Consider the following 19,679-nt stretch of genomic DNA (forward strand, 5'->3'; position numbering starts at 1 on the left):
AGCTCGGGTAAGGTAAGGCTATTCTCACTAACCGGTCGAATCGTGACGCATGCGACATCGACGTTGACGGATACGACATGTCTCGGAGGGGAGCAGCGTGCGATCCACCACTCTCGCCGGCACCGTCCCGGAGAACTCGATCCGCTTCCTCGGGCACGACACCCACGAGCACGACGAACCCCACGTCGTCTACGTGGTGACCGGCTCGGCCGTGCTCACCGCCGACGGTGTCGACATCCCCCTCCGTCGGCACGAGGCCGTCTGGCTGCAGCCGCACGTCCCCCACGCCGTCCGCGTCCGTGACGGCGGAACGGTGCTCGGTCCGATCCTGGAGGACGAAGCCGCGCCCTCGGTGCGCGTGCGCGTCCTCGGAGTGGTGCCGGCGCTCGTCGATGTCATGACCACCGCCCTCGTCGCCGCCCCCAGCACCGACGAGCAGATCCTGCCGTTCCGCCGCGCGATCGCGCGGGTACTGCACACCGTGTCGCGCCCGTACTTCCCCGTCGTCTATCCCGAGCATCCGGCCGCGCGTCGGCTCGCGAAGGATGCCGTCCGCCTGCCCCTCCCCCTCGACGAGCTGGCCACCCGCCACCGCATGAGCGCTCGCCAGGTGCAGCGCATCTTCGTGACCGAGACCGGCTGGTCGTTCTCCCGCTGGCGCGGCCGCGCGCGCATGAACGCGGCCGTCGCCCATCTGATCGGCGGCGGCGATCTGACCGCGGCGGCACGGCTCTCCGGGTACGGCACCAGGGCCGGGCTGGTGAAGGCGCTGAGCCGGGAGACCGGGATCGCCGCCGATCGCCTGACCGCCGACCCGCGCAGCGCCCTCGCCGACACCTGAGACGCACCGCCGAGACGGATGCCGACGCGCGGAGCGACCGCCGGAAGCTGTTAGCGTTTCGGCGTCCCGAGGAGCCCCATGACCACCGCCACGCGCACCGAACCGCCCACCGGCATCGTCCGGCGGCCGCGGACCCGGCGCCGGGTCCTCGGACTCCTCGCGTCACTGCTGCTCCTCGCGGTGCTCTGCGTGCTCAGCGTGGCCGTCGGCTCGGCCGCGCTGCCGCTCGACGTGGTCTGGCAGGCGTTCGTGGCTCCGGACGGATCGGTGAGCCACGTCACGGTCACCGCGGCACGCGTCGACCGCACGGTGCTCGGCATCCTCGTGGGCGCCGCGCTGGGCGTCTCGGGTGCGCTCATCCAGGCCCTGACCCGCAACCCTCTCGCCGACCCCGGCATCCTCGGCGTGAACGCGGGGGCGGGTTTCGCGGTCACCCTCGCCGTAGCGTTCCTCGGCATCACCCGGATCGACCAGTACCTCCCGTTCGCTTTCGTCGGCGCCATCACCGCATCCGCGCTCGTGTATCTCGCCGCCGGCGCAGGTCGCGGCGCCGGATCCCCGGTGCGCCTGACGCTGGTCGGTGTGGCGTTCGCGGCCGTGCTCACCGGGTTCTCGCACACCCTCGCACTCATCGATACCGAGACGTTCGACCGGATGCGGTTCTGGGGCGCCGGCACGCTCGCCGATCGCCCCGCGGGAACGGTCGACGCGATCCTCGTGCCGATCGCGGTCGGGCTGCTGATCGCCGCGTTCTGCGTGCGCCCGCTCAATGCGCTGGCCCTCGGCGAGGACACAGCCAGGGCGGTGGGCGTGCGGCTCGGCACCGCGCGGGTCGGGATCATCCTGGCCGTCGCCCTGCTGTGCGGAGCGGCCACGGCCGCCGTCGGACCGCTCGTCTTCGTCGGGCTCGTGGTGCCGCATGCCGTGCGCTGGATCACCGGTCCCGACTGGATCTGGATCACGGTGTACTCCGCCGTGCTCGCTCCGGCGCTGGTGCTCGGCGCCGACATCCTCGGCCGGATCGTCGTGATCCCCGCGGAGCTGCAGGTCGGCGTGATGCTGCCACTGATCGGTGCACCGGTGCTGATCGCGCTGGTCCGCGGCCGGAAGGCGAAAGCACTGTGAGCGCGGTGCTCGTCCTCCGCGCCGGCCCGCTCTCGGTGCGCACCACGCGCCGGATGCTCCTGGTGTGCACGGCGCTCGTCGCGATCGCCCTCTGCCTGGCCGTCTGGGCGATGACGCTCGGAAGCTACGGCCTGAGCGCCGGCGAGGTGATCGGCGCGCTCCTCGGTCGCGACGACGGCGTCGTGCGCAAGGTCGTCATCGAGTGGCGTGCACCCCGGGTCGTCGCGGCGCTGCTGTTCGGCGCGGCTCTGGGCATCTCGGGCAGCATCTTCCAATCGCTCACCCGCAACCCGCTCGGAAGCCCCGACGTGATCGGCTTCAGCACCGGCTCCTACACCGGCGTGATCCTGATGATGCTCACCGGAGCGACCGGGTACGCGGCCTACGCGACCGGAGCGCTGATCGGCGGGGTACTGACGGCGACGATCGTCTACCTCCTGGCGTTCCGCCGCGGCGTGCAGGGATTCCGGCTCATCATCGTGGGCATCGCGATGGGCGCACTCCTCGGCTCCCTGAACACGTGGTTCAGCACGCAGGCCGACGTCGACCTCGCCCTGCGTGCCGCCGTCTGGGGGGCGGGTTCGCTCGCGGCGGTCGATTGGCCGACGCTCGGAATCGCCTCGATCGCGGTCGTCGTCGTGCTGCTGTGCGCACCGGCGGCCCAGCGTCGGATGCGCCGGCTCGAGCTCGGCGACGACGCCGCGGCGATGCTCGGCATCCCCCGCGAGCGCACCAGGGCGATGCTCATGCTGCTCGGTGTGGCCGCGGTCGCCGCGGTCACCGCCGCTGCGGGGCCGATCGCGTTCGTAGCCCTCGCCGCCCCGCAGATCGGACAGCGCCTCACCGGACGCGGCACCTCGGTCGACGTCGTCGGCGCCGCGTTGACCGGGTCGGTGCTGCTGCTGGTCGCCGACGTGATCGCCCAGCACGCGATCCCGGACGTGACCCTGCCGACCGGTGCCGTGACCATCTGCATCGGCGGCATCTACCTGCTCGCACTGCTCGTGCGCGAGAGCAGGCGCTTCACCGGAGGAGGACGACGATGACCCGATTGGCGACCGAGGACCTGCGCGCCGGCTACGGAGGCCGCGGCGTGCTGGACGGCCTCGACGTGCGCATCCCCGACGCGGAGCTGACGGTGATCGTGGGCCCGAACGCCTGCGGCAAGTCGACGCTGCTCCGCGCACTCGCCCGGCTGCTCCCCGCGACGGGCGGGCGGGTGCTCCTCGACGGCGGCGACATCACCCGGCTGTCCACCAAGGAGGTGGCTCGGCGGATGGGGCTGCTGCCGCAGAGCCCCCTCGCGCCGGAGGGGATCACCGTGTCCGACCTGGTCGGTCGCGGTCGCTACCCGCATCAGAGCGTGCTGTCGAGCTGGTCCGTGGAGGACGAGCGCGCCGTTGCCGATGCCATGGCCGCCACGAACGTCACCGACCTCGCGGATCGGAACGTGGACGAGCTCTCAGGGGGTCAGCGTCAGCGCGCCTGGATCGCGATGGCCCTGGCCCAGGAGACCCCGATCCTGCTGCTCGACGAGCCGACGACCTTCCTCGACATCGGCCACCAGATCGAGGTGCTCGAGCTCGTCACGCGGCTGTATCAGGAGGGTCGCACGGTCGTGGTCGTGCTGCACGACATCAACCAGGCGGCCCGGTACGCCTCGCACCTCATCGCGATGAAGGACGGGCGCATCGTCGCCGAGGGCGCACCTCGCGACATCGTGGACGCCGCGCTGCTCACCGAGCTGTTCGATCTCGAGGCCCGCGTCATCGCCGACCCGGACACGGGCGCACCCGTCGTACTGCCCGGTCGCTGACCGCGACACGCCCGGGGTTGCGGAACGCCGACACGCCCGGGTATCGTCGGGGAGTCCTGTCCGCCGTGTCTGGAAGTCCTTTGATCTGATCCGTCGCCTCCGCGCTTCTCTTTCCGCGCGCTGACCCGACGATCGCCGACTCCACGGCTGACCTCCCTCCTCCCGCGACGCTTCCGCATCCGGTCGAGGACCCGGCAGAGGTCCGGTGTCAGTGCACCCTCGCACTCGACAGGAGACACTCATGTCAACTCCCACCACCCTGCACGCAGCGGTCGTCCTCGACCGCCTCACGTTCACCTGGCCCGACGGCTCGACTGCGCTCGACGGCATCTCCGGGGCGTTCGGCTCCGGTCGCACCGGCCTGGTCGGCCGCAACGGCGCCGGCAAGTCCACCCTGCTGCGACTGATGGCCGGCGAGCTCGACCCCTCGTCGGGCGGCGTGACCGCTTCCGGCGAGGTCGCCTACCTCCCGCAGCAGCTCACGCTCGACGTCGACCGTCGGGTCGCCGAGCTGCTGGGGGTGTCCGCGGCACTCGACGCGGTGCGCGCCATCGCCGCCGGCGACGTCGACCCCGCCCGCTTCGATGCGGTCGGCGACGACTGGGACATCGAGGCCCGCGCCGAGGCGTCGCTCGCCGAGGCCGGCCTCGATCCGGAGTTCCTCGACCGCAGCGTCGGGGAGCTGTCCGGCGGCGAGGCCGTGCTCGTCGCGATCGCCGGCATCCGCCTGCGCCGTGCACCGATCACGCTCCTCGACGAGCCGACCAACAACCTCGACCGCGACGCCAGGGCGAAGCTCGCGGCGATGGTGCGCGCCTGGAAGGGCACGCTCATCGTCGTGAGTCACGATCTGTCGCTGCTCGAGCTGATGGACGAGACCGCCGAGCTCTACGCCCAGGATCTGAGCGTGTTCGGTGGGCCGTACTCGGAATGGCGTGCCTGGCTGGATGCCGAGCAGGATGCGGCGAAGCAGGCCGAGGCCACCGCGGCGCAGGCGCTCCGCAAGGAGAAGCGGCAGCGGATCGAAGCCGAGGTCAAGCTCGCCCACCGCAGCCGCACGGCGAAGAAGGCCGAGATCGAGAAGAGAGTGCCGAAGATCGTCGCGCACGGTCGCAAGATGGCCGCCGAGGTGTCGGCTGGAAAGCTCCGCACCGAGGTCGGGGCGAAGGAGGTCGCGGCGCACGCCGCGCGGGAAGAGGCCGGACGCCGCGTGCGCTCGGATGCCTCGATGAAGATCGAGCTGCCCGACCCGCAGGTGTCCCGCAGCCGCCGCATCGCGACGATCGGCGACGAAGAACGGTCCTGGGTGATCCAGGGGCCGGAGCGCGTCGCCCTGATCGGCCGGAACGGCGCCGGGAAGACGACGCTGCTGGAACGCCTGGTCACGGACGGCGGCACCATCGGCGCACTGTCCGCCGAGGCGCACACCGACCTGATCGGCTACCTGCCGCAGCGGGTCGACGGTCTCGACGAGACGCGCTCGGTGTTCGAGAACATCGCCGCCGCGGCGCCCCAGGTTCCGGAGAAGGAGCTGCGAAACCGGCTCGCCCGATTCCTGATCCGCGGGGCGACCGCCGAGCGTCCGGTGGCGGCGCTCTCGGGCGGCGAGCGCTTCCGGGTCGCCCTCGCGAAGCTGCTGCTGTCCGACCCCGCTCCGCACCTCGTGGTGCTCGACGAGCCGACGAACAACCTCGACCTCGACACGGTCGACCAGCTCGTCGAAGCTCTGCGCGCGTACCGCGGTGCGGTGCTCGTGGTGAGCCACGACGACGCGTTCCTGCGCCGGCTCGACCTCGACCTCACCCTCGAGATCGACGGCGAGGGCGCGCTGCACGAGGTCGGGTGACGTCGCAGCCGCACGATCGAGTCACGCCTGCCCGGCCGAATCACCGTTCGACCCGTGCAGGCGTGGCCTCGTCGCGGCCGATGTCCGACCCCGATGTCGGTGCCGTCGACGAAGATGGAGGGATGAGCGACGTGCTCGACCGCTTCACCCCCGCGACGCAGGACTGGTTCCGGGGTGCGTTCCCCGCGCCCACGCCCGCGCAGGCGGGGGCCTGGAACGCGATCTCCGCGGGCAAGCACGCGCTCGTGGTGGCCCCGACCGGCTCGGGCAAGACGCTGTCGGCGTTCCTGTGGGCGATCGACAGCGTGTTCCGTGAGCGCATGGGTGAGACCACCCCTCCCGCGAAGGGCGAGCCGCGCACGCGCATCCTCTACATCTCGCCGCTCAAGGCGCTCGGCGTCGATGTCGAGCGCAACCTCCGCTCCCCGCTCATCGGCATCGGGCAGTCGGCCCGGCGGCTCGGAATCCCCGCCCCCGCGGTGACGGTCGGCGTGCGCTCGGGCGACACCACGTCGAGCGACCGACGCAAGCTCGTCTCCGATCCGCCCGACATCCTGATCACGACCCCCGAGTCGCTGTACCTCATGCTCACGAGCCGCGCGGGCGAGACGCTGCGCGGCGTGCACACCGTGATCATCGACGAGGTGCACGCCGTCGCCGCCACCAAGCGCGGCGCGCACCTGGCGGTCAGTCTGGAGCGGCTCGACGCCCTGCGCCGCGCCGATGGCACCGAGACGCCGGCCCAGCGGATCGGCCTCTCGGCCACGGTCCGCCCGATCGACGAGGTCGCGCGGTTCCTCGGAGGATCGGCACCTGTCGAGATCGTCGCACCGCCCGCGTCAAAGACCTTCGAGCTCGGCGTGGTCGTGCCGATGGACGACATGACCAACCCGCCACCCCCTCCCGGCGTGCCAGGGGATGCGGAAGACGCCGAGTACTCCGAGGTCACCGGGTCGGTCTGGCCACACGTCGAGGAGGCGATCGTCGACCGCATCCTGCAGAACAACTCGACCATCGTGTTCGCCAACTCGCGTCGCCTGGCCGAGCGCCTCACCGGTCGCCTGAACGAGATCTACTCCGAGCGGATCGGCGTCGAGCTACCGGCCGCGACCGTGCCCGCGGCGATGATGGCGCAGGCCGGAGCCACCGCCGGGGCCGATCCGGTGCTCGCCAAGGCGCACCACGGCTCGGTGTCGAAGGAGCAGCGCGCGCAGGTCGAGGAGGAGCTCAAGTCGGGGGTGCTGCGCTGCGTCGTCGCGACGAGCAGCCTCGAGCTCGGCATCGACATGGGCGCGGTCGACCTGGTGATCCAGGTCGAGGCCCCGCCGTCCGCGGCGTCCGGTCTGCAGCGCGTTGGCCGCGCCGGGCACCAGGTGGGCGAGATCAGCCGCGCCGCGCTCTTCCCGAAGCACCGCGGCGACGTGCTGCACACGGCGATCGTCACCGAGCGGATGCTGGCGGGCAAGATCGAGGCGATCCAGGTGCCGCGCAACCCGCTCGACATCCTCGCCCAGCAGACCGTGGCGGCGAGCGCGCTCGGCGCCATCAGCGTGGAGGAGTGGTTCGAGACGGTCCGCCGTTCCGCGCCGTTCCAGTCGCTCCCCCGTTCGGCCTACGAGGCGACGCTCGACCTGCTGGCCGGGCGCTTCCCCTCCGACGAGTTCGCCGAGCTGCGGCCGCGACTCGTGTGGGACCGCGATGCGGGCACGCTGACCGGACGCCCGGGGGCACAGCGCATCGCGGTGACCAGCGGCGGCACCATCCCCGACCGCGGCCTGTTCGGCGTCTTCGTGGCCGGCGAGACGACCGGCGCCCGGGTCGGCGAGCTCGACGAGGAGATGGTCTACGAGTCGCGGGTGGGCGACGTGTTCACGCTCGGCACGACGAGCTGGCGGATCGCCGAGATCACCCACGACCGCGTCAACGTGATCCCCGCCTACGGCCAGCCGGGCAAGGTGCCGTTCTGGCACGGCGACGGCATCGGCCGCCCGTTCGAACTCGGCGAGGCCCTCGGCGCCTTCTCCCGCGAGGTGTCCGCCGCGTCGCCCGAGAAGGCCGCCCAGCGCCTGATCGATGCGGGTCTCGACGAGCAGGCACGGGCGAACCTCATGGCGCATCTCACCGAGCAGCGCGAGGCGACGGGCACGCTCCCGACCGACCGCACCCTCACGGTCGAGCGCGGCCGCGACGAGGTCGGCGACTGGCGCGTGATCCTCCATTCCCCGTACGGCATGAAGGTGCACGCTCCGTGGGCGCTGGCGATCAACGCCCGGGTGCGCGAGCGCCTCGGCGTCGAGGGATCGGCCGTCGCGAGCGACGACGGCATCATCGTCCGCATCCCCGATGCCGAGGCCGAGCCGCCCGGCGCCGAGCTGTTCGTGTTCGACCCCGACGAGCTGGAGCACCTGGTCACCGAGGAGGTGGGCGGCTCCGCCCTGTTCGCCTCCCGCTTCCGCGAGTGCGCGGCACGGGCGCTGCTCATGCCCCGCATGAACCCGAACAAGCGCACGCCCCTGTGGCAGCAGCGGCAGCGGTCGGCCCAGCTGCTCGAGGTGGCACGGCGGCACCCGACGTTCCCGGTGATCCTGGAGACGCTGCGCGAGGTGCTGCAGGACGTCTACGACCTGCCCTCGCTGCGCAAGCTCGCGACGTCGATCGCCGATCGCCGCATCCGCCTGGTCGAGACCGAGCCCGGACAGCCGTCGCCCTTCGCCCGCGATCTGCTGTTCGGCTACGTGGGCGCGTTCATGTACGAGGGCGACTCGCCCCTCGCCGAGCGCCGGGCGGCCGCGCTGTCGGTCGACCCCGCGCTGCTCGGCGAGCTGCTGGGCACGGTCGAGCTCCGCGAGCTGCTCGACCCCGAGGTCATCGCCCAGTTCGAGCGGGAGGCACAGCGCCTCGATCCCGAGCGCCGCGCCCGTGGGCTCGAGGGCGTCGCCGACCTGCTGCGGATGCTCGGCCCCCTCGACCCCGAGGAGGTCGCGGCCCGCCTCGATCCGGAATCGATCGACGGCACCTCGGCGGCCGCCCTGCTCGACGACCTCATCACCGCGCGTCGGGCGATCCCCGTCACGATCGCGGGTGCTCCCCGCGTGGCCGCGATCGAGGATGCGGGTCGACTGCGCGATGCGCTCGGCGCCGCGCTGCCCACCGGCATCCCGGTCGCCTTCCTCGAGCCGGTCGCCGATCCGCTCGGCGACCTCGTCGCCCGCCACGCGCGCACCCACGTGCCCTTCACAACGGACGCGATCGCCTCCCGGTTCGGACTCGGCGCCGCCGTCGCCCGGCACACGCTTCAGCGCCTGGAGACCACGGGCCGGCTCACCAGCGGCTACTTCCTCCCCGAGGCCGCGGGCAGCGGGGACGCGATCGAATGGTGCGACACGGAGGTGCTGCGGCGGCTGCGGATGCGCTCGCTCGCGGCCATCCGCGGGTCGGTCGAGCCGGTCTCCCCCGAGGCGTACGCACGCTTCCTCCCCGACTGGCAGCACCTCGGCCGGCCGCTGGAGGGCGTCGACGGCGTGCTCACCGTGATCGAGCAGTTCGCCGGGGTGCCGATCCCCGCGAGCGCCTGGGAGTCGCTGGTCCTGCCCTCTCGGGTGCGCGACTACTCCCCCGCGATGCTCGACGAGCTCACGGCGGCGGGCGAGGTGATCTGGTCGGGTCACGGCACGCTCCCCGGGCGCGACGGCTGGGTGTCGCTGCATCCGGTCGATCTCGCGCCGTTCACCCTCCCGGAGCGTGACGCCGAGATCGCATCGGACTCGCTCGAGTCGCGCATCCTCATCGCGCTCGACGTCGGCGGCGCCTACTTCGCCGCGCAGCTGAAGGACATGGCCGCGGCCGAGAACGAGCAGTCCGTGCTCGAGGCGCTGTGGTCGCTGACCTGGTCGGGCTATGTGACCAACGACACGTTCGCCCCCATCCGGTCGCTGCTCGCCGGCGGCTCGCAGGCGCACAAGGTCAAGCGCCGCGCACCCCGCGCCCGCACCTACCGCGGCGTGTCCTTCACCGGCTCCGCCGCCCCGCGGCCTCCGTCGATCGGGGGGCGCTGGTCGCTGCTGCCGACGCTCGAGACGGATGCCGCCCGCCGCGCGACCGTCACCGCCGGTCTCCTGCTCGACCGTTACGGCGTCGTCACCCGCGGTGCCGTGCAGGCGGAGGGGGTGCCCGGCGGCTTCGCCCAGGCGTATCGGGTGCTGGCCGGTTTCGAGGAGGCGGGGCACTGCCGACGCGGCTATGTGATCGAGAAGCTCGGCGCCGCGCAGTTCGCCGCCTCGGCCACGGTCGACCGGCTGCGCACCTACGCCGGGCTCGCCGACCCCGCGCCGCGGAAGGCCGTGACCCTCGCCGCGACCGACCCCGCCAACTCCTACGGCGCAGCGCTCGGCTGGCCCAAGCTCGACGGCGTCTCCCACCGTCCGGGTCGCAAGGCGGGCGGTCTGGTCGTGCTCGTCGACGGCGCCCTCGTGCTCTCCCTCGAACGCGGGGGGCGCACGGTGCTGTCGTTCAGCGACGACGGCGAGACCTTGCGCGCCGCCGCGTCCGACCTCGCGGCCACCGCGCGCGCCCGTCGCCTGGACACCCTGACGGTCGAGAAGGTCAACGGCGACGGCGTCTACGGCACCGAACTGGCGCTGGCCCTCCAGGAGGCCGGATTCGTGGCGACCCCGCGGGGCTACACCCTCCGCAAGGCGGTCTGACGATGCGCCTACGCTGGAAGCCATGATCCGAGAGTTCGCCACCGGCATCCGCACGCTGCTGCGCGGATTCGGCCTGTGGCGAACCCGCCCCGGCCTCATGGTGCTCGGTCTCATCCCCGCGCTCATCGCCCTCGTGGTCCTCGCCGCCGCGCTCGTGCCGCTGGTGATCGGCATGCCCTCGGTCTCCGCCTGGCTGACCCCGTTCGCCGAGGGATGGTTCGAGCCGTGGAAGGGTCTGCTGCGCGCCGCGGTGGGCTTCGTGGTCGTGGCAGCCGCACTCGCGCTCGCGAGCGTCGTCTTCAGCGCGCTCACGCTGACCATCGGCGACCCGTTCTACCAGCGCATCTGGCACGCGGTCGAGGCCGACCTCGGCGAGGCTCCCCCGGCCGACGGCGGCAGCTTCTGGACGACTCTCGGCGAGGGGCTGCGACTGGTGCTGCTCGGCATCCTGATCGCGATCCTCGTCCTGCTGATCGGCCTCATCCCGGCCGTCGGAGGTTTCCTCGGCCCGATCGCCGGTGTCGTCCTGACCGGCCGCCTGCTCGCCCGCGAGCTCACCGGGCGCGCGTTCGACGCGCGCGAGCTCAGTCCCGCCGATCGGGCTGCGCTCTTCTCCGGGAGCCGCGCCCGCGTGCTCGGCTTCGGTGTCGCGACCCAGCTCTGCTTCCTGATCCCCGGTGGTGCGGTCGCGATCATGCCCGCAGCGGTCGCCGGCAGCACGATGCTCGCCCGCGACATGCTCGCACGCACCGGTGCCCCGAGCGTCGCGAGCCCTTCGACCGGTGCGATGACTCCGGGCTCCGGCTCCTGGGCGCCACCGCCGGCGCCCCCGGCACCCCCGGCATCCCCGGCATCCTCGGCACCCCGCGAGGCTCCCTGATGCCCGAGGGCGACACCGTCTTCCGCACCGCGCGGCGCCTGGACGAGGCGCTGGCCGGTGCCGACGTCACGCGGTTCGACCTGCGGGTGCCTCAGGCCGCGACGGTCGATCTGACCGGGCAGACCGTGCACGGGGTCGCCCCGCGCGGCAAGCACCTGCTGATGCGCATCGGCGACAGCACACTGCATTCGCATCTGCGCATGGACGGTGTCTGGTTCGTCTACCGGGCCGGCGAGAGGTGGCGGCATCCGGCCTTCAAGGTCCGCGCGATCGTCGGCACCGCCGAACGGGAGGCCGTGGGCGTCGACATCGCCGAGATCGAGGTCGTGCCCACCCGCGACGAAGCTCAGCTCGTCGGCCACCTGGGTCCCGATCCCCTCGCCGACGACTGGGACGCAGCGGAGGCCGTGCGGCGGCTCGGAGCCGACAGCCGCAGCATCCACGTGGCGCTCCTCGACCAGCGCAATGTCGCCGGCTTCGGCAACGAGTACGCCGCAGAACTCCTGTTCCTGCGCGGTATCCTGCCGACCACGCCCACACCTGAGGTCGACGTCGCCGCGCTCCTCGACCTCGGCGTGCGCACGATCCGCGCCAACCGCGACCGCCGCAATCGGACCTTCACCGGCATCGATCGCCCCGGCCAGGCGACGTGGGTGTACGGCCGTTCCGGGCGCCCGTGCCGCCGCTGCGGCACCCTCATCCGACGGGGTGAGCAGGGCGCGGATCCGACTCGCGAACGCCTCACCTTCTGGTGCCCGTCCTGCCAGCGGTGACCACATCCATCCGAGGGAATGAATCCGCCCCACCCGTGGTTGTTGATATATCCGGAGAACTCCGGAGCACGGGAGGAATCGTGGGTAAGAACTACGTCGACATCGAGAACGACCAGGGAGCGACGCTGCGTTACCGCAAGCACGCGAACGGTCGAGGTCTCGTCGCGCATGGCGCGAAGGTGCATCCGAAGGCGCACATCGAGGCGGGTGCCTATATCGAACCGGGCGCGCGCGTCGGCGCCGGGGCGACCATCGCCCGCGGCGCCTGGATCGACGAAGACGCCGTGATCGGCGAGGGCGCGTTCGTCGACGCGCACGCGCACATCGGCCAGGGTGCCGCGATCGGCGATCACGCCTACGTCGGCGTCCGCACCGACGTCGGCGCCGGAGCGCGCATCGTCCGCGGCGCACGCATCGGCGACGACGAGACCGTCGCCGCCGGGCTCACCATCGCGACGGATCAGAAGGGTCTGTGGCTCGCGGCCTGACCGCAGCCACCCCTCGCACCGGTTACAGCAGGCGTCGCTCCGACGCCCAGGCGGTCAGCTCATGCCGCGACGACAGCTGCAGCTTGCGCAGCACGGATGACACGTGCGTCTCGACCGTCTTGATCGAGATGAACAGCTCGGACGCGACCTCCTTGTAGGCGTAGCCGCGGGCGATGAGGCGCATCACCTCCTGCTCGCGCGCCGACAGCCGGTCGAGCTCGTCCGTCGCCGTCGCGGTCTCCCCGGCGACCGCGCCGAACGCATCGAGCACGAAACCGGCGAGCCGCGGCGAGAACACCGCATCCCCCTCGGCCACGGCGTGCACGGCCCTGCTCACCTCGACGCCGGACGAGCCCTTGGTGATGTATCCCCTCGCGCCGGCGCGGATCACCCGGACGACATCCGCCGCGGCATCCGACACGCTCAGCGCCAGGAACCGGGCCGTCGTGGGCGCAGACCCGCGGATCACGTCCTCCCCGCCGGTGGCGTCCTCACCGCTCCCACCCGGCAGGTGCACGTCGAGCAGCACCACATCCGGCTGCGTCTGCGCGATCACGGCGATCGCGGACGGCACGTCGGGCGCTTCCCCCACCACCTCGACGCTCGCGTCCAGATCGGCACGCAGGCCGGAGCGGAAGATCGAGTGGTCGTCGACGATCACGACCCGGATGCTCTCAGCCACGGTTCTCCTCCCGTGCGGATGCCGGTCGCCCGGCGGTACGGTCGTGCGGAAGCCCCGTCGTGATGCGGAGGTGCACCTCGGTGCCGTTCTCATCGCTGCGGACCGCGCCCGTGCCGCCGGCCCGGCGCATCCGGCCGATGATCGACTCGCGGACGCCCAGACGGTCGCTGGGCACGTCGTCGAGCTGGAAGCCCGCGCCCCGATCGCGGATGAAGACGTCGACACCGGATGCGCTGCCCTCGATGTAGACGGAGATCTCGCCACCCGCATGACGAGCGGCGTTCAGGATCGCCTCCCTCGCCGCCGCCGCGAGCTCTCCGCTCGCGCGCTCGGCCGACAGCCCGGCGGACACGACATCGATCCGCACCGGGTAGTCGAGCTCCAGCGCACCGGCATAGTCGCGCAGATCGGTCGGCAGGTCGCTGTCGGCCGGTGCGTCGCCGTCGTACAGCCAGGCGCGCAGCTCGCGCTCCTGCGCCCTCGCGAGTCGCGCGGCCTCGCTGGAGGCGCCCGCGCGGTTCTGGATCAGCGCGAGCGTCTGCAGCACCGAGTCGTGCAGGTGGGCCGCCATCTGGCTGCGCTGCTCCTCGCGGATGCGGCGGATGCGCTCACCGGAGAGCTCGCGCCACCGAGGGATCAGCGTGGACGAAATCACCGCGGCCAACCCGGCGAGCGGGACCAGCACGAGCGCCACTCCGGATCGGGCGACGGGCCACGACAGCAGGACCGAGAAGAGCAGGGCGAGCAGCAGGATCGAGAGGATCCGGATGCTCATCGTGTGCCGCGGGCCGCGGGCGGTGTCGGTGCGGTCGATCAGCGTCGCCCACAGTCCGGCGCCCGTCGCGCACGCCACCGTGCCCGCCACGACCAGGGCGGCGGGGCCGGGCGGGATCGATCCGCTCAGCCAGTCGCTGCCGCCACGCCAGACGAGCACCACCAGCATCCCGACGGCGGCCGGTGCGAGCAGAAGCCAGGCGACCGGGACCCGTCGCGTCGGCGCATCCTCTCCCTCCGCCCACGGGGTGAACATCCAGCACCAGGCGTAGAGGAGGATGCCGGCGCCGCCGCACAGGGTCAGGGCGACGAAGAGCGCTCGCACCACCCACACCCGCGCGCCCAGGTGCCGTGCGAGGCCCGCGCTGACGCCCGCCACCAGACAGTCGCGGTCGCGGGTCAGCGGGGGGCGCGGCGGAGCAGCCACGCGCGGGGGTCGCGCGGAAGCGTGCGCCGAAGAGGACATGTCGCCATCCAATCATCCGCACGGGTCATCCGGGTCCTCCCCGGCCCGGAATCAGGGGTCGCTCAGGGGTTCCCCCCATGGCAGGGCACCGGCGGATGCCGCCAGGATCGAAGCATGACGATTCCGACTGCGCCACCGCCCCCCGCCGATCACGCCGCTCCGGCCGTCGGCACCCCCGGCGCCGACATCCCCCGCGGCGCCGATCGATTCCTGCTCTGGGTCGCCGGACTCGGCGTCGCACGGTCCGAGGGATGGCTGGGCGGCGTCGCCGCGGGCATCGCCGCACGTCTGCGCATCGACCCCCTGATCGTGCGCGGCGTGCTCGTGGTCGCCGCGCTGTTCGGGCTGCCGGTGATCTTCCTCTACGCCGCGGCCTGGGCGCTGCTGCCCGATGTCGACGGACGCGTCCACGTCCGCGACCTGCTGCGCCGCGACTACCAGCCGGTGCAGTGGGGCATCCTCGCGATGGCCGTCATCGGACTGTTCCCGACCGCCCCGCTCGCCGGCCGCCTGTTCGGCCTCGGCTACGACGGCTGGTCGGCCCTGTCGCTCACCAGCTGGGTCGTCGGGCTCGTCCTCGTCGCCGGCCTGCTCTTCCTGATCGTGCGTGCTGCGAGCCGCACCCCGGGTGCTTCCGCGTCGGACCTGCCGATGGCTTCCGCAGTTCCGACGGCCCCGGCCGCGTCCGCTCCCCTCGGTGATTCGGGTACCGCCGAGGGGGCGGACGCCACACTCTCGCAGCAGGCCTCCACGGATGCCGAGACGGTCGTGTCCGAGAGCCCGGAGGCGTCGAGCTTCTATCCGCCGGCGCCCGCCGCCCCCGCGACGCTCACCGCCACGCCCCCAGCCCCGCCGGCTCCGCTGCCGCCCGGGTCGCAGGATCCCGCCGCTCTCGAAGCGTGGCGCGCCCAGCACGCGGCCTGGAAGGAGCAGGACCAGGCCTGGCGCCGCCAGCAGCAGGATGTCGAGCGCGCCGCCCGTGAGCAGCTGCGCCGTGAGCGCCAGGCCGAAGCGGCCGTGTTCGCCGCGGAAGCGGCCGAGCGTCGGCGCATCCGTCGCTCATCGAACCCGCGAGCGGGCTTCGCCTTCGCCGCGACCTTCCTGGGCCTGGCGATCATCACGGGCGCCGCCGTCGGACTCACCAGTGGCGGAGACGCGCTCGCCGGTGCCCTCGGCCTCCTCGCGGCAGCGCTCATCCTCGCACTCGGGATGATCGTGGCCGGAGCGTTCCGGCGCCGCAGCGGCTTCCTGGCCTTCGCCACCGTGCTGACGCTGATCGGCGGACTCGTGGCGGGCGGATTCTCGACCCTCCAGGGCTTCACGCTGGGCTGGGCATCCATCGAGAACAACCAGGCCGCGCACATCCGTCAACCGTTCGGGGACCTCTCGATGACGCTCTATCCGCATGAGGACGGACCGCGACCGATCGTCGTCGAGAAGGGGACGGGCACGACGTACATCTACGTGAACGCCGGCGTCGAGCTGCAGCTGCGCGCCACGGTGGACACCGCGAACGTGGACTGGACGCGCGTCGCGGAGGGCGACGGCGAGGTCCTCGACTCCGGCGTCCTGCAGGGCACGCGCCGAGGAGGCGAATCGGTCATCGTCGAGGACATCTCCGCGGAGACCGGCTCCCCGAAGACCATCCAGCCCGTCACCATCGATCAGGACAGCGGCGACATCTCGATCACCGTCGTCGAACCCGCGAAGGAAGAACAGCGATGAGCACTCCGACGATCACCGAGACGACCACCACTCCTCGCACGCGTTGGGCAGGCATCATCTGGGGCCTCCTGTTCGCTGCGACCGCCGCGACCGCCCTCTGGATGCTCAGCGATGCCGACCGGCGGGCCACGATCGGAGACGGGCTGCTGGCCCTGACGCCGACGACCATCGTCACGATCATCCTGCTGACCATCGGCGTGCTGCTCCTCGCGAACGGCGCCGTGGGCCTCGTCCGCCGGGTGCAGCGGAAGCTCGCGTCCACGGACACCCGGCAGGACGGTGTCGTGCCCCGGGTCGAGGTGCCCGGCTCTCTCGCCGAGTAGCCTGGATCCCATGGCGAATCAGGGAAGACGGCCCGCGAAGGGCGCAGGGCGCGGCACACCGGTGCGCCGGAACAAGGCCGCTCCCGCCGAGAGGTTCCCGCCGCAGAAGCCCAAGAAGAAGACGGCCAAGGTCGTGTTCGACGCCCCGGCCCCCGAGTCGGAGGAGCCGCGCACGTTCCGCCTCGGCGCCGTGCCCGGTGCAACCCCGGGCAAGTGGATCAGCGCCTGGAAGCAGCGGATGCCGCGGGTGCCGCTCGAGCTCGTCCCGATCGAGGCCGCGACACAGCGCGCCGCACTCGACGAGGTCGACGCGGCACTCGTGCGACTGCCCCTCGCCGACGATTCGCTGCACATCATCGCCCTCTACGACGAGGTGCCCGTCGTCGTCGCCGCCGTCGACTCGCACCTGATGGCGGCCGAGAACCTCACCGCCGCGGATCTGGAGGGCGAGGTCGTGATCGGTCTGACCGACGACGTGCTCGGCACGTTCGACCTCCCCGGCACGGTCCCGGCGGCGTTCGCCGCACTGCCGACGGAAGAGGCGATCGCCACGGCGGCCTCCGGCGTCGGCATCGTGATCGTCCCCATGTCGCTGGCCCGCCTGCACCACCGCAAGGATGCCGATCACCGCGTGCTCGACGGTGGCCCGGAGTCGACGGTCGCCCTCGTCTGGCCGCGGGACCGCACGACGCCCGATGTCGAGACGTTCGTGGGCATCGTCCGCGGCCGCACGGCGAACTCCTCGCGGTGACCGCGTCGGACAGCCGCCGCACGCTCGTTAGAATCTCCTGATGGCCTCGCTTCTCTACGTCTGCGTGCGGCCCGAGATCGGGGCGGCGGATGCCGAGCATGCCTCCTTCCGGCGGGCGCTCGGCGTCGACGTGGTCGACCGGCTCGACCTCCTGGAGACGCCGCTGCACATCGAGCGCCTGCGGGGCTACCGCGGTGTCGTCGTCGGCGGTTCGCCCTTCAACGTCTCGGACACCGTGAAGTCCGCGGAGCAGCTGCGCGTGGAGGCCGATCTGCGCACGCTCGCCGACGCCGCGATGGCCGCCGAGATCGCGGTGTTCTTCACCTGCTTCAGCATCGGCGTCGTCACCCGGATGCTGGGCGGCGAGGTCGTGACGGACACCCCCGAGCCCGCGAGCGCCACCGTGATCACGACGACCGCGGAGGGCGCGGCCGACCCGGTGTTCGGCCCCAGCGGCTCCGCACTGACGGTGTTCACGGCCCACAAGGAGAGCGCGGCGGACACCCCGCCCGGCGCCGTGCTGCTCGCGACCAACGAGGTCTGCCCGGTGCAGGCCTACCGCGTGGGCACGCACCTGTACGCCGCGCAGTTCCACCCCGAGCCGACGCCCCGCGACTTCGCCGACCGGATGACGTTCTACCGCACCACCGGCTACTTCGATCCGGACGAGTTCGACGAGGTTCAGCAGCAGGTGCTCGCGGCATCCGTCACCGAGGGCGCCGCGCTGCTCCGCCGGTTCGCGGAGACCTTCGCCTGAGTCGGATCACCTGAGCTCAGCTGTCGGCCGAGCCCCGCAGCAGCGCCACCCGCTCGCGCAGATATGCCTCCAGGGGCATGTAACCGCCGGCCGTGCTCCAGCGCACCGACGGAACGCCGTCGATCAGGGCCAGCGGACCCGACGCGCCCCCGGCATCCACCGCATCCACGTCGATCACGCTCCACCCCACGTGCACGACGTCGCCCTCGTCGAAGCCGCCGCGCAGCGCCTCCGCGCGACGCTCGGCACGCTCCCTGGCCGACTCGGCCGTGTACCCCCGACGCCCGGGATCGGCGGCGCGCAGCACCTCGGCCGTGGCCAGCGCATGCGTGTCGGTGAGCAGCAGCACGCCCAGGTGCCAGGCCTCGCCGACCCGCACGATGCGTCGCCCGCGCCACCGCGAATCCCGCTGCTCCCCCAGCCCCTCCTTCGGGGCGTCGGCGAGGTCGCGCACGGCCTGGGTCAGCAGATCGGATGCGGTGGTCACAGCTCTCCCTGGGTCGTTCGGATCGCACGGGCGGGACCCGCGACCTCCTCGCGGTCGCCGCGCAGGGTCATGCCGATGAGCGGATACAGCAGCACCGACAGCATGCCGGCACCGACGAGCGCGGCGGCCGTGCCGGTGTCGAGCATCTTCTGGTCGACGCCGATCGCGGTGACCGCGACGATGATCGGGAGGCCGGTCGCGGCGAGGAGCCCCAGGGCCGCGCGGTCGCGGACGCTCATCCCGGCCGGGGCCGAGAGCTGCGCGGCCGAGCCGCGGATCACGAGCAGCGCGATCAGGAAGATCGGCACCAGGGCCAGTGCCGCCGGCGAGGTGAGGAGGGCCTGCAGGTCGAAGGTGACCCCCGTGTAGAGGAAGAAGATCGGCACGAGGAAACCGAACGCGATCGCCTCGATCTTGCTCTCCACCTCCTCCGCATCCTTCTTCGGCGCACGCGACATGATGATGCGCCAGATCGCCCCGGCCACGAACGCCCCGAGCAGCATGTCGAGGTCGAGCATCACGCTGAGCCCGACGAGCGCGGCGATCAGGAGGATCACGAACCGCACGCCGAACTGATCCGAGGTGTGCAGGGTGGCCCGGACGATGCGGTGCAGCCGGCCATGCGGCACGCGATGCGCCAACAGCACGGCGAGGCCCGCCAGCACCACGAAGGTGAGCAGGACGGCGGTCGCGATCGGCGTGGTCCGGGTGCTGAGGAAGATCGAGATCGCGATCAGCGGCAGGAACTCCCCGACGGCGCCGATCGCGCTGATCGCGCGGCCGAACGGCGTATCCAGTTCGCGCGCATCGCGCAGGATCGGCATCAGCGTCCCGAGCGCCGTGGAGCTCAGCGCGATGCCGATCACGACCATGCCCTCGCCCGGGGCGAAGAAGAAGCCCAGGCCGATGCCCAGGAGCACGCTGAGGAGCCATCCGAGCGAGGCGCGCGCCAGCGGCTTGCCCGCCACCGTCTTGAAGTCGATCTCGGTGCCCGCGACGAAGAACAGCAGCGCCAGGCCGAAGTCGCTGAGCTTCTCCAGCAGCGGACCGGGCTCGACCCAGCCGAGCACGGCAGGACCGACGAGGATGCCGAGGACCAGCTCGAACACCACGATCGGCACGCGCACCACGGGGCGCACCCCACGGGCGAGCAGGGGCGCGGCGACGGCCAGCAGGGGGATCAGCACCAGGCCGAGGTCGCTCGCTTCCACGACTCTCAGAGTAGCGACTGCGCCCGCGCGA

At 72.2% G+C, this 19,679-nt stretch carries 17 protein-coding genes; 13 read left to right on the plus strand and 4 right to left on the minus strand.

Going from position 1 to position 19,679, the window contains the following annotated elements; all coding sequences use genetic code 11:
• Nucleotides 1-97 precede the first annotated feature (97 nt).
• The 9 genes from MME74_RS14515 (at nt 98) to MME74_RS14555 (ending at nt 12,472) form a co-directional block, all read left to right on the plus strand.
• Nucleotides 98-841: a helix-turn-helix domain-containing protein gene (locus MME74_RS14515; protein ID WP_267415764.1), complete on the plus strand. Its 744-nt coding sequence runs from the start codon at nt 98-100 to the stop codon at nt 839-841.
• A gap of 78 nt (nt 842-919) precedes the next feature.
• Complete coding sequence (locus tag MME74_RS14520) at nt 920-1,966, plus strand: iron chelate uptake ABC transporter family permease subunit (protein WP_267415765.1); 1,047 nt, start codon at nt 920-922, stop codon at nt 1,964-1,966.
• Nucleotides 1,963-3,012 carry a FecCD family ABC transporter permease gene (locus MME74_RS14525; protein ID WP_267415767.1) on the plus strand — a complete coding sequence of 350 codons (1,050 nt, stop codon included), beginning with the start codon at nt 1,963-1,965 and terminating at the stop codon, nt 3,010-3,012. The genes MME74_RS14520 and MME74_RS14525 overlap by 4 nt, the downstream gene beginning before the upstream one ends.
• Complete coding sequence (locus tag MME74_RS14530; protein WP_267415768.1) at nt 3,009-3,782, plus strand: ABC transporter ATP-binding protein; 774 nt, start codon at nt 3,009-3,011, stop codon at nt 3,780-3,782. The genes MME74_RS14525 and MME74_RS14530 overlap by 4 nt, the downstream gene beginning before the upstream one ends.
• A gap of 241 nt (nt 3,783-4,023) precedes the next feature.
• On the plus strand, nt 4,024-5,628 hold the full coding sequence (locus MME74_RS14535) for an ABC-F family ATP-binding cassette domain-containing protein (protein WP_267415769.1): 1,605 nt from the start codon (nt 4,024-4,026) through the stop codon (nt 5,626-5,628).
• Nucleotides 5,629-5,750: 122 nt separating this feature from the next.
• The gene (locus tag MME74_RS14540; protein ID WP_267415770.1) at nt 5,751-10,331 is read left to right on the plus strand and encodes an ATP-dependent helicase; all 4,581 of its coding nucleotides are present in this window, start codon (nt 5,751-5,753) and stop codon (nt 10,329-10,331) included.
• Between the two features lie 22 nt (nt 10,332-10,353).
• Nucleotides 10,354-11,211: an EI24 domain-containing protein gene (locus tag MME74_RS14545; protein ID WP_267415771.1), complete on the plus strand. Its 858-nt coding sequence runs from the start codon at nt 10,354-10,356 to the stop codon at nt 11,209-11,211.
• Complete coding sequence (locus tag MME74_RS14550; protein ID WP_267415772.1) at nt 11,211-11,984, plus strand: DNA-formamidopyrimidine glycosylase family protein; 774 nt, start codon at nt 11,211-11,213, stop codon at nt 11,982-11,984. The genes MME74_RS14545 and MME74_RS14550 overlap by 1 nt, the downstream gene beginning before the upstream one ends.
• An 80-nt stretch (nt 11,985-12,064) precedes the next feature.
• Nucleotides 12,065-12,472, plus strand: a complete 408-nt coding sequence (locus tag MME74_RS14555) for a DapH/DapD/GlmU-related protein (protein ID WP_183150821.1) — start codon at nt 12,065-12,067, stop codon at nt 12,470-12,472.
• A gap of 22 nt (nt 12,473-12,494) precedes the next feature.
• On the opposite strand, the gene MME74_RS14560 is transcribed toward MME74_RS14555, so the two are convergent.
• Together MME74_RS14560 and MME74_RS14565 are read right to left on the minus strand one after the other, a co-directional pair.
• Entirely contained in the window at nt 12,495-13,154 is a 660-nt protein-coding gene (locus MME74_RS14560; RefSeq protein ID WP_267415774.1) for a LuxR C-terminal-related transcriptional regulator, read from the minus strand.
• The gene (locus MME74_RS14565; RefSeq protein WP_267415775.1) at nt 13,147-14,394 is read right to left on the minus strand and encodes an ATP-binding protein; all 1,248 of its coding nucleotides are present in this window, start codon (nt 14,392-14,394) and stop codon (nt 13,147-13,149) included. The genes MME74_RS14560 and MME74_RS14565 overlap by 8 nt, the downstream gene beginning before the upstream one ends.
• A 114-nt stretch (nt 14,395-14,508) precedes the next feature.
• Between MME74_RS14565 and MME74_RS14570 the strand changes: the two genes are divergently transcribed.
• The 4 genes from MME74_RS14570 to MME74_RS14585 are packed head-to-tail and all read left to right on the plus strand — an operon-like array spanning nt 14,509 to nt 17,950.
• Nucleotides 14,509-16,119 carry a PspC domain-containing protein gene (locus MME74_RS14570; protein ID WP_267415776.1) on the plus strand — a complete coding sequence of 537 codons (1,611 nt, stop codon included), beginning with the start codon at nt 14,509-14,511 and terminating at the stop codon, nt 16,117-16,119.
• A complete protein-coding gene (locus MME74_RS14575) occupies nt 16,116-16,442 on the plus strand; it encodes a hypothetical protein (protein ID WP_267415777.1) in 327 nt (108 codons plus the stop codon). Before MME74_RS14570 ends, MME74_RS14575 begins: the two co-directional genes overlap by 4 nt.
• A 10-nt stretch (nt 16,443-16,452) precedes the next feature.
• Nucleotides 16,453-17,193: a LysR family transcriptional regulator substrate-binding protein gene (locus tag MME74_RS14580; RefSeq protein WP_267415778.1), complete on the plus strand. Its 741-nt coding sequence runs from the start codon at nt 16,453-16,455 to the stop codon at nt 17,191-17,193.
• Between the two features lie 40 nt (nt 17,194-17,233).
• Entirely contained in the window at nt 17,234-17,950 is a 717-nt protein-coding gene (locus tag MME74_RS14585; RefSeq protein WP_267415779.1) for a glutamine amidotransferase-related protein, read from the plus strand.
• A 16-nt stretch (nt 17,951-17,966) separates the two neighbouring features.
• Here the strand turns inward: MME74_RS14585 and MME74_RS14590 are convergent, their stop codons facing one another.
• Nucleotides 17,967-18,437 (minus strand): glutaminase, encoded by a 471-nt coding sequence (locus MME74_RS14590; protein WP_267415780.1) that lies wholly within the window; start codon nt 18,435-18,437, stop codon nt 17,967-17,969.
• A complete protein-coding gene (locus MME74_RS14595) occupies nt 18,434-19,648 on the minus strand; it encodes a cation:proton antiporter (protein ID WP_267415781.1) in 1,215 nt (404 codons plus the stop codon). The genes MME74_RS14590 and MME74_RS14595 overlap by 4 nt, the downstream gene beginning before the upstream one ends.
• Between the last annotated feature and the right edge of the window lie 31 nt (nt 19,649-19,679).

Origin of the sequence: Microbacterium oxydans (assembly GCF_026559675.1) — a bacterium.
GTDB lineage: Bacteria > Actinomycetota > Actinomycetes > Actinomycetales > Microbacteriaceae > Microbacterium > Microbacterium oxydans_D.

What these genes read in the sequence shown, in the direction of transcription:
- MME74_RS14545 (WP_267415771.1), top strand. Translation starts at nt 10,354, where the DNA reads ATGATCCGAGAGTTCGCCACCGGCATCCGCACGCTGCTGCGCGGATTC.
- MME74_RS14540 (WP_267415770.1), top strand. Translation starts at nt 5,751, where the DNA reads ATGAGCGACGTGCTCGACCGCTTCACCCCCGCGACGCAGGACTGGTTC.
- MME74_RS14520 (WP_267415765.1), top strand. Translation starts at nt 920, where the DNA reads ATGACCACCGCCACGCGCACCGAACCGCCCACCGGCATCGTCCGGCGG.
- MME74_RS14565 (WP_267415775.1), bottom strand. Translation starts at nt 14,394, where the DNA reads ATGTCCTCTTCGGCGCACGCTTCCGCGCGACCCCCGCGCGTGGCTGCT.
- MME74_RS14530 (WP_267415768.1), top strand. Translation starts at nt 3,009, where the DNA reads ATGACCCGATTGGCGACCGAGGACCTGCGCGCCGGCTACGGAGGCCGC.
- MME74_RS14585 (WP_267415779.1), top strand. Translation starts at nt 17,234, where the DNA reads ATGGCCTCGCTTCTCTACGTCTGCGTGCGGCCCGAGATCGGGGCGGCG.
- MME74_RS14550 (WP_267415772.1), top strand. Translation starts at nt 11,211, where the DNA reads ATGCCCGAGGGCGACACCGTCTTCCGCACCGCGCGGCGCCTGGACGAG.
- MME74_RS14535 (WP_267415769.1), top strand. Translation starts at nt 4,024, where the DNA reads ATGTCAACTCCCACCACCCTGCACGCAGCGGTCGTCCTCGACCGCCTC.
- MME74_RS14570 (WP_267415776.1), top strand. Translation starts at nt 14,509, where the DNA reads ATGACGATTCCGACTGCGCCACCGCCCCCCGCCGATCACGCCGCTCCG.
- MME74_RS14580 (WP_267415778.1), top strand. Translation starts at nt 16,453, where the DNA reads ATGGCGAATCAGGGAAGACGGCCCGCGAAGGGCGCAGGGCGCGGCACA.
- MME74_RS14575 (WP_267415777.1), top strand. Translation starts at nt 16,116, where the DNA reads ATGAGCACTCCGACGATCACCGAGACGACCACCACTCCTCGCACGCGT.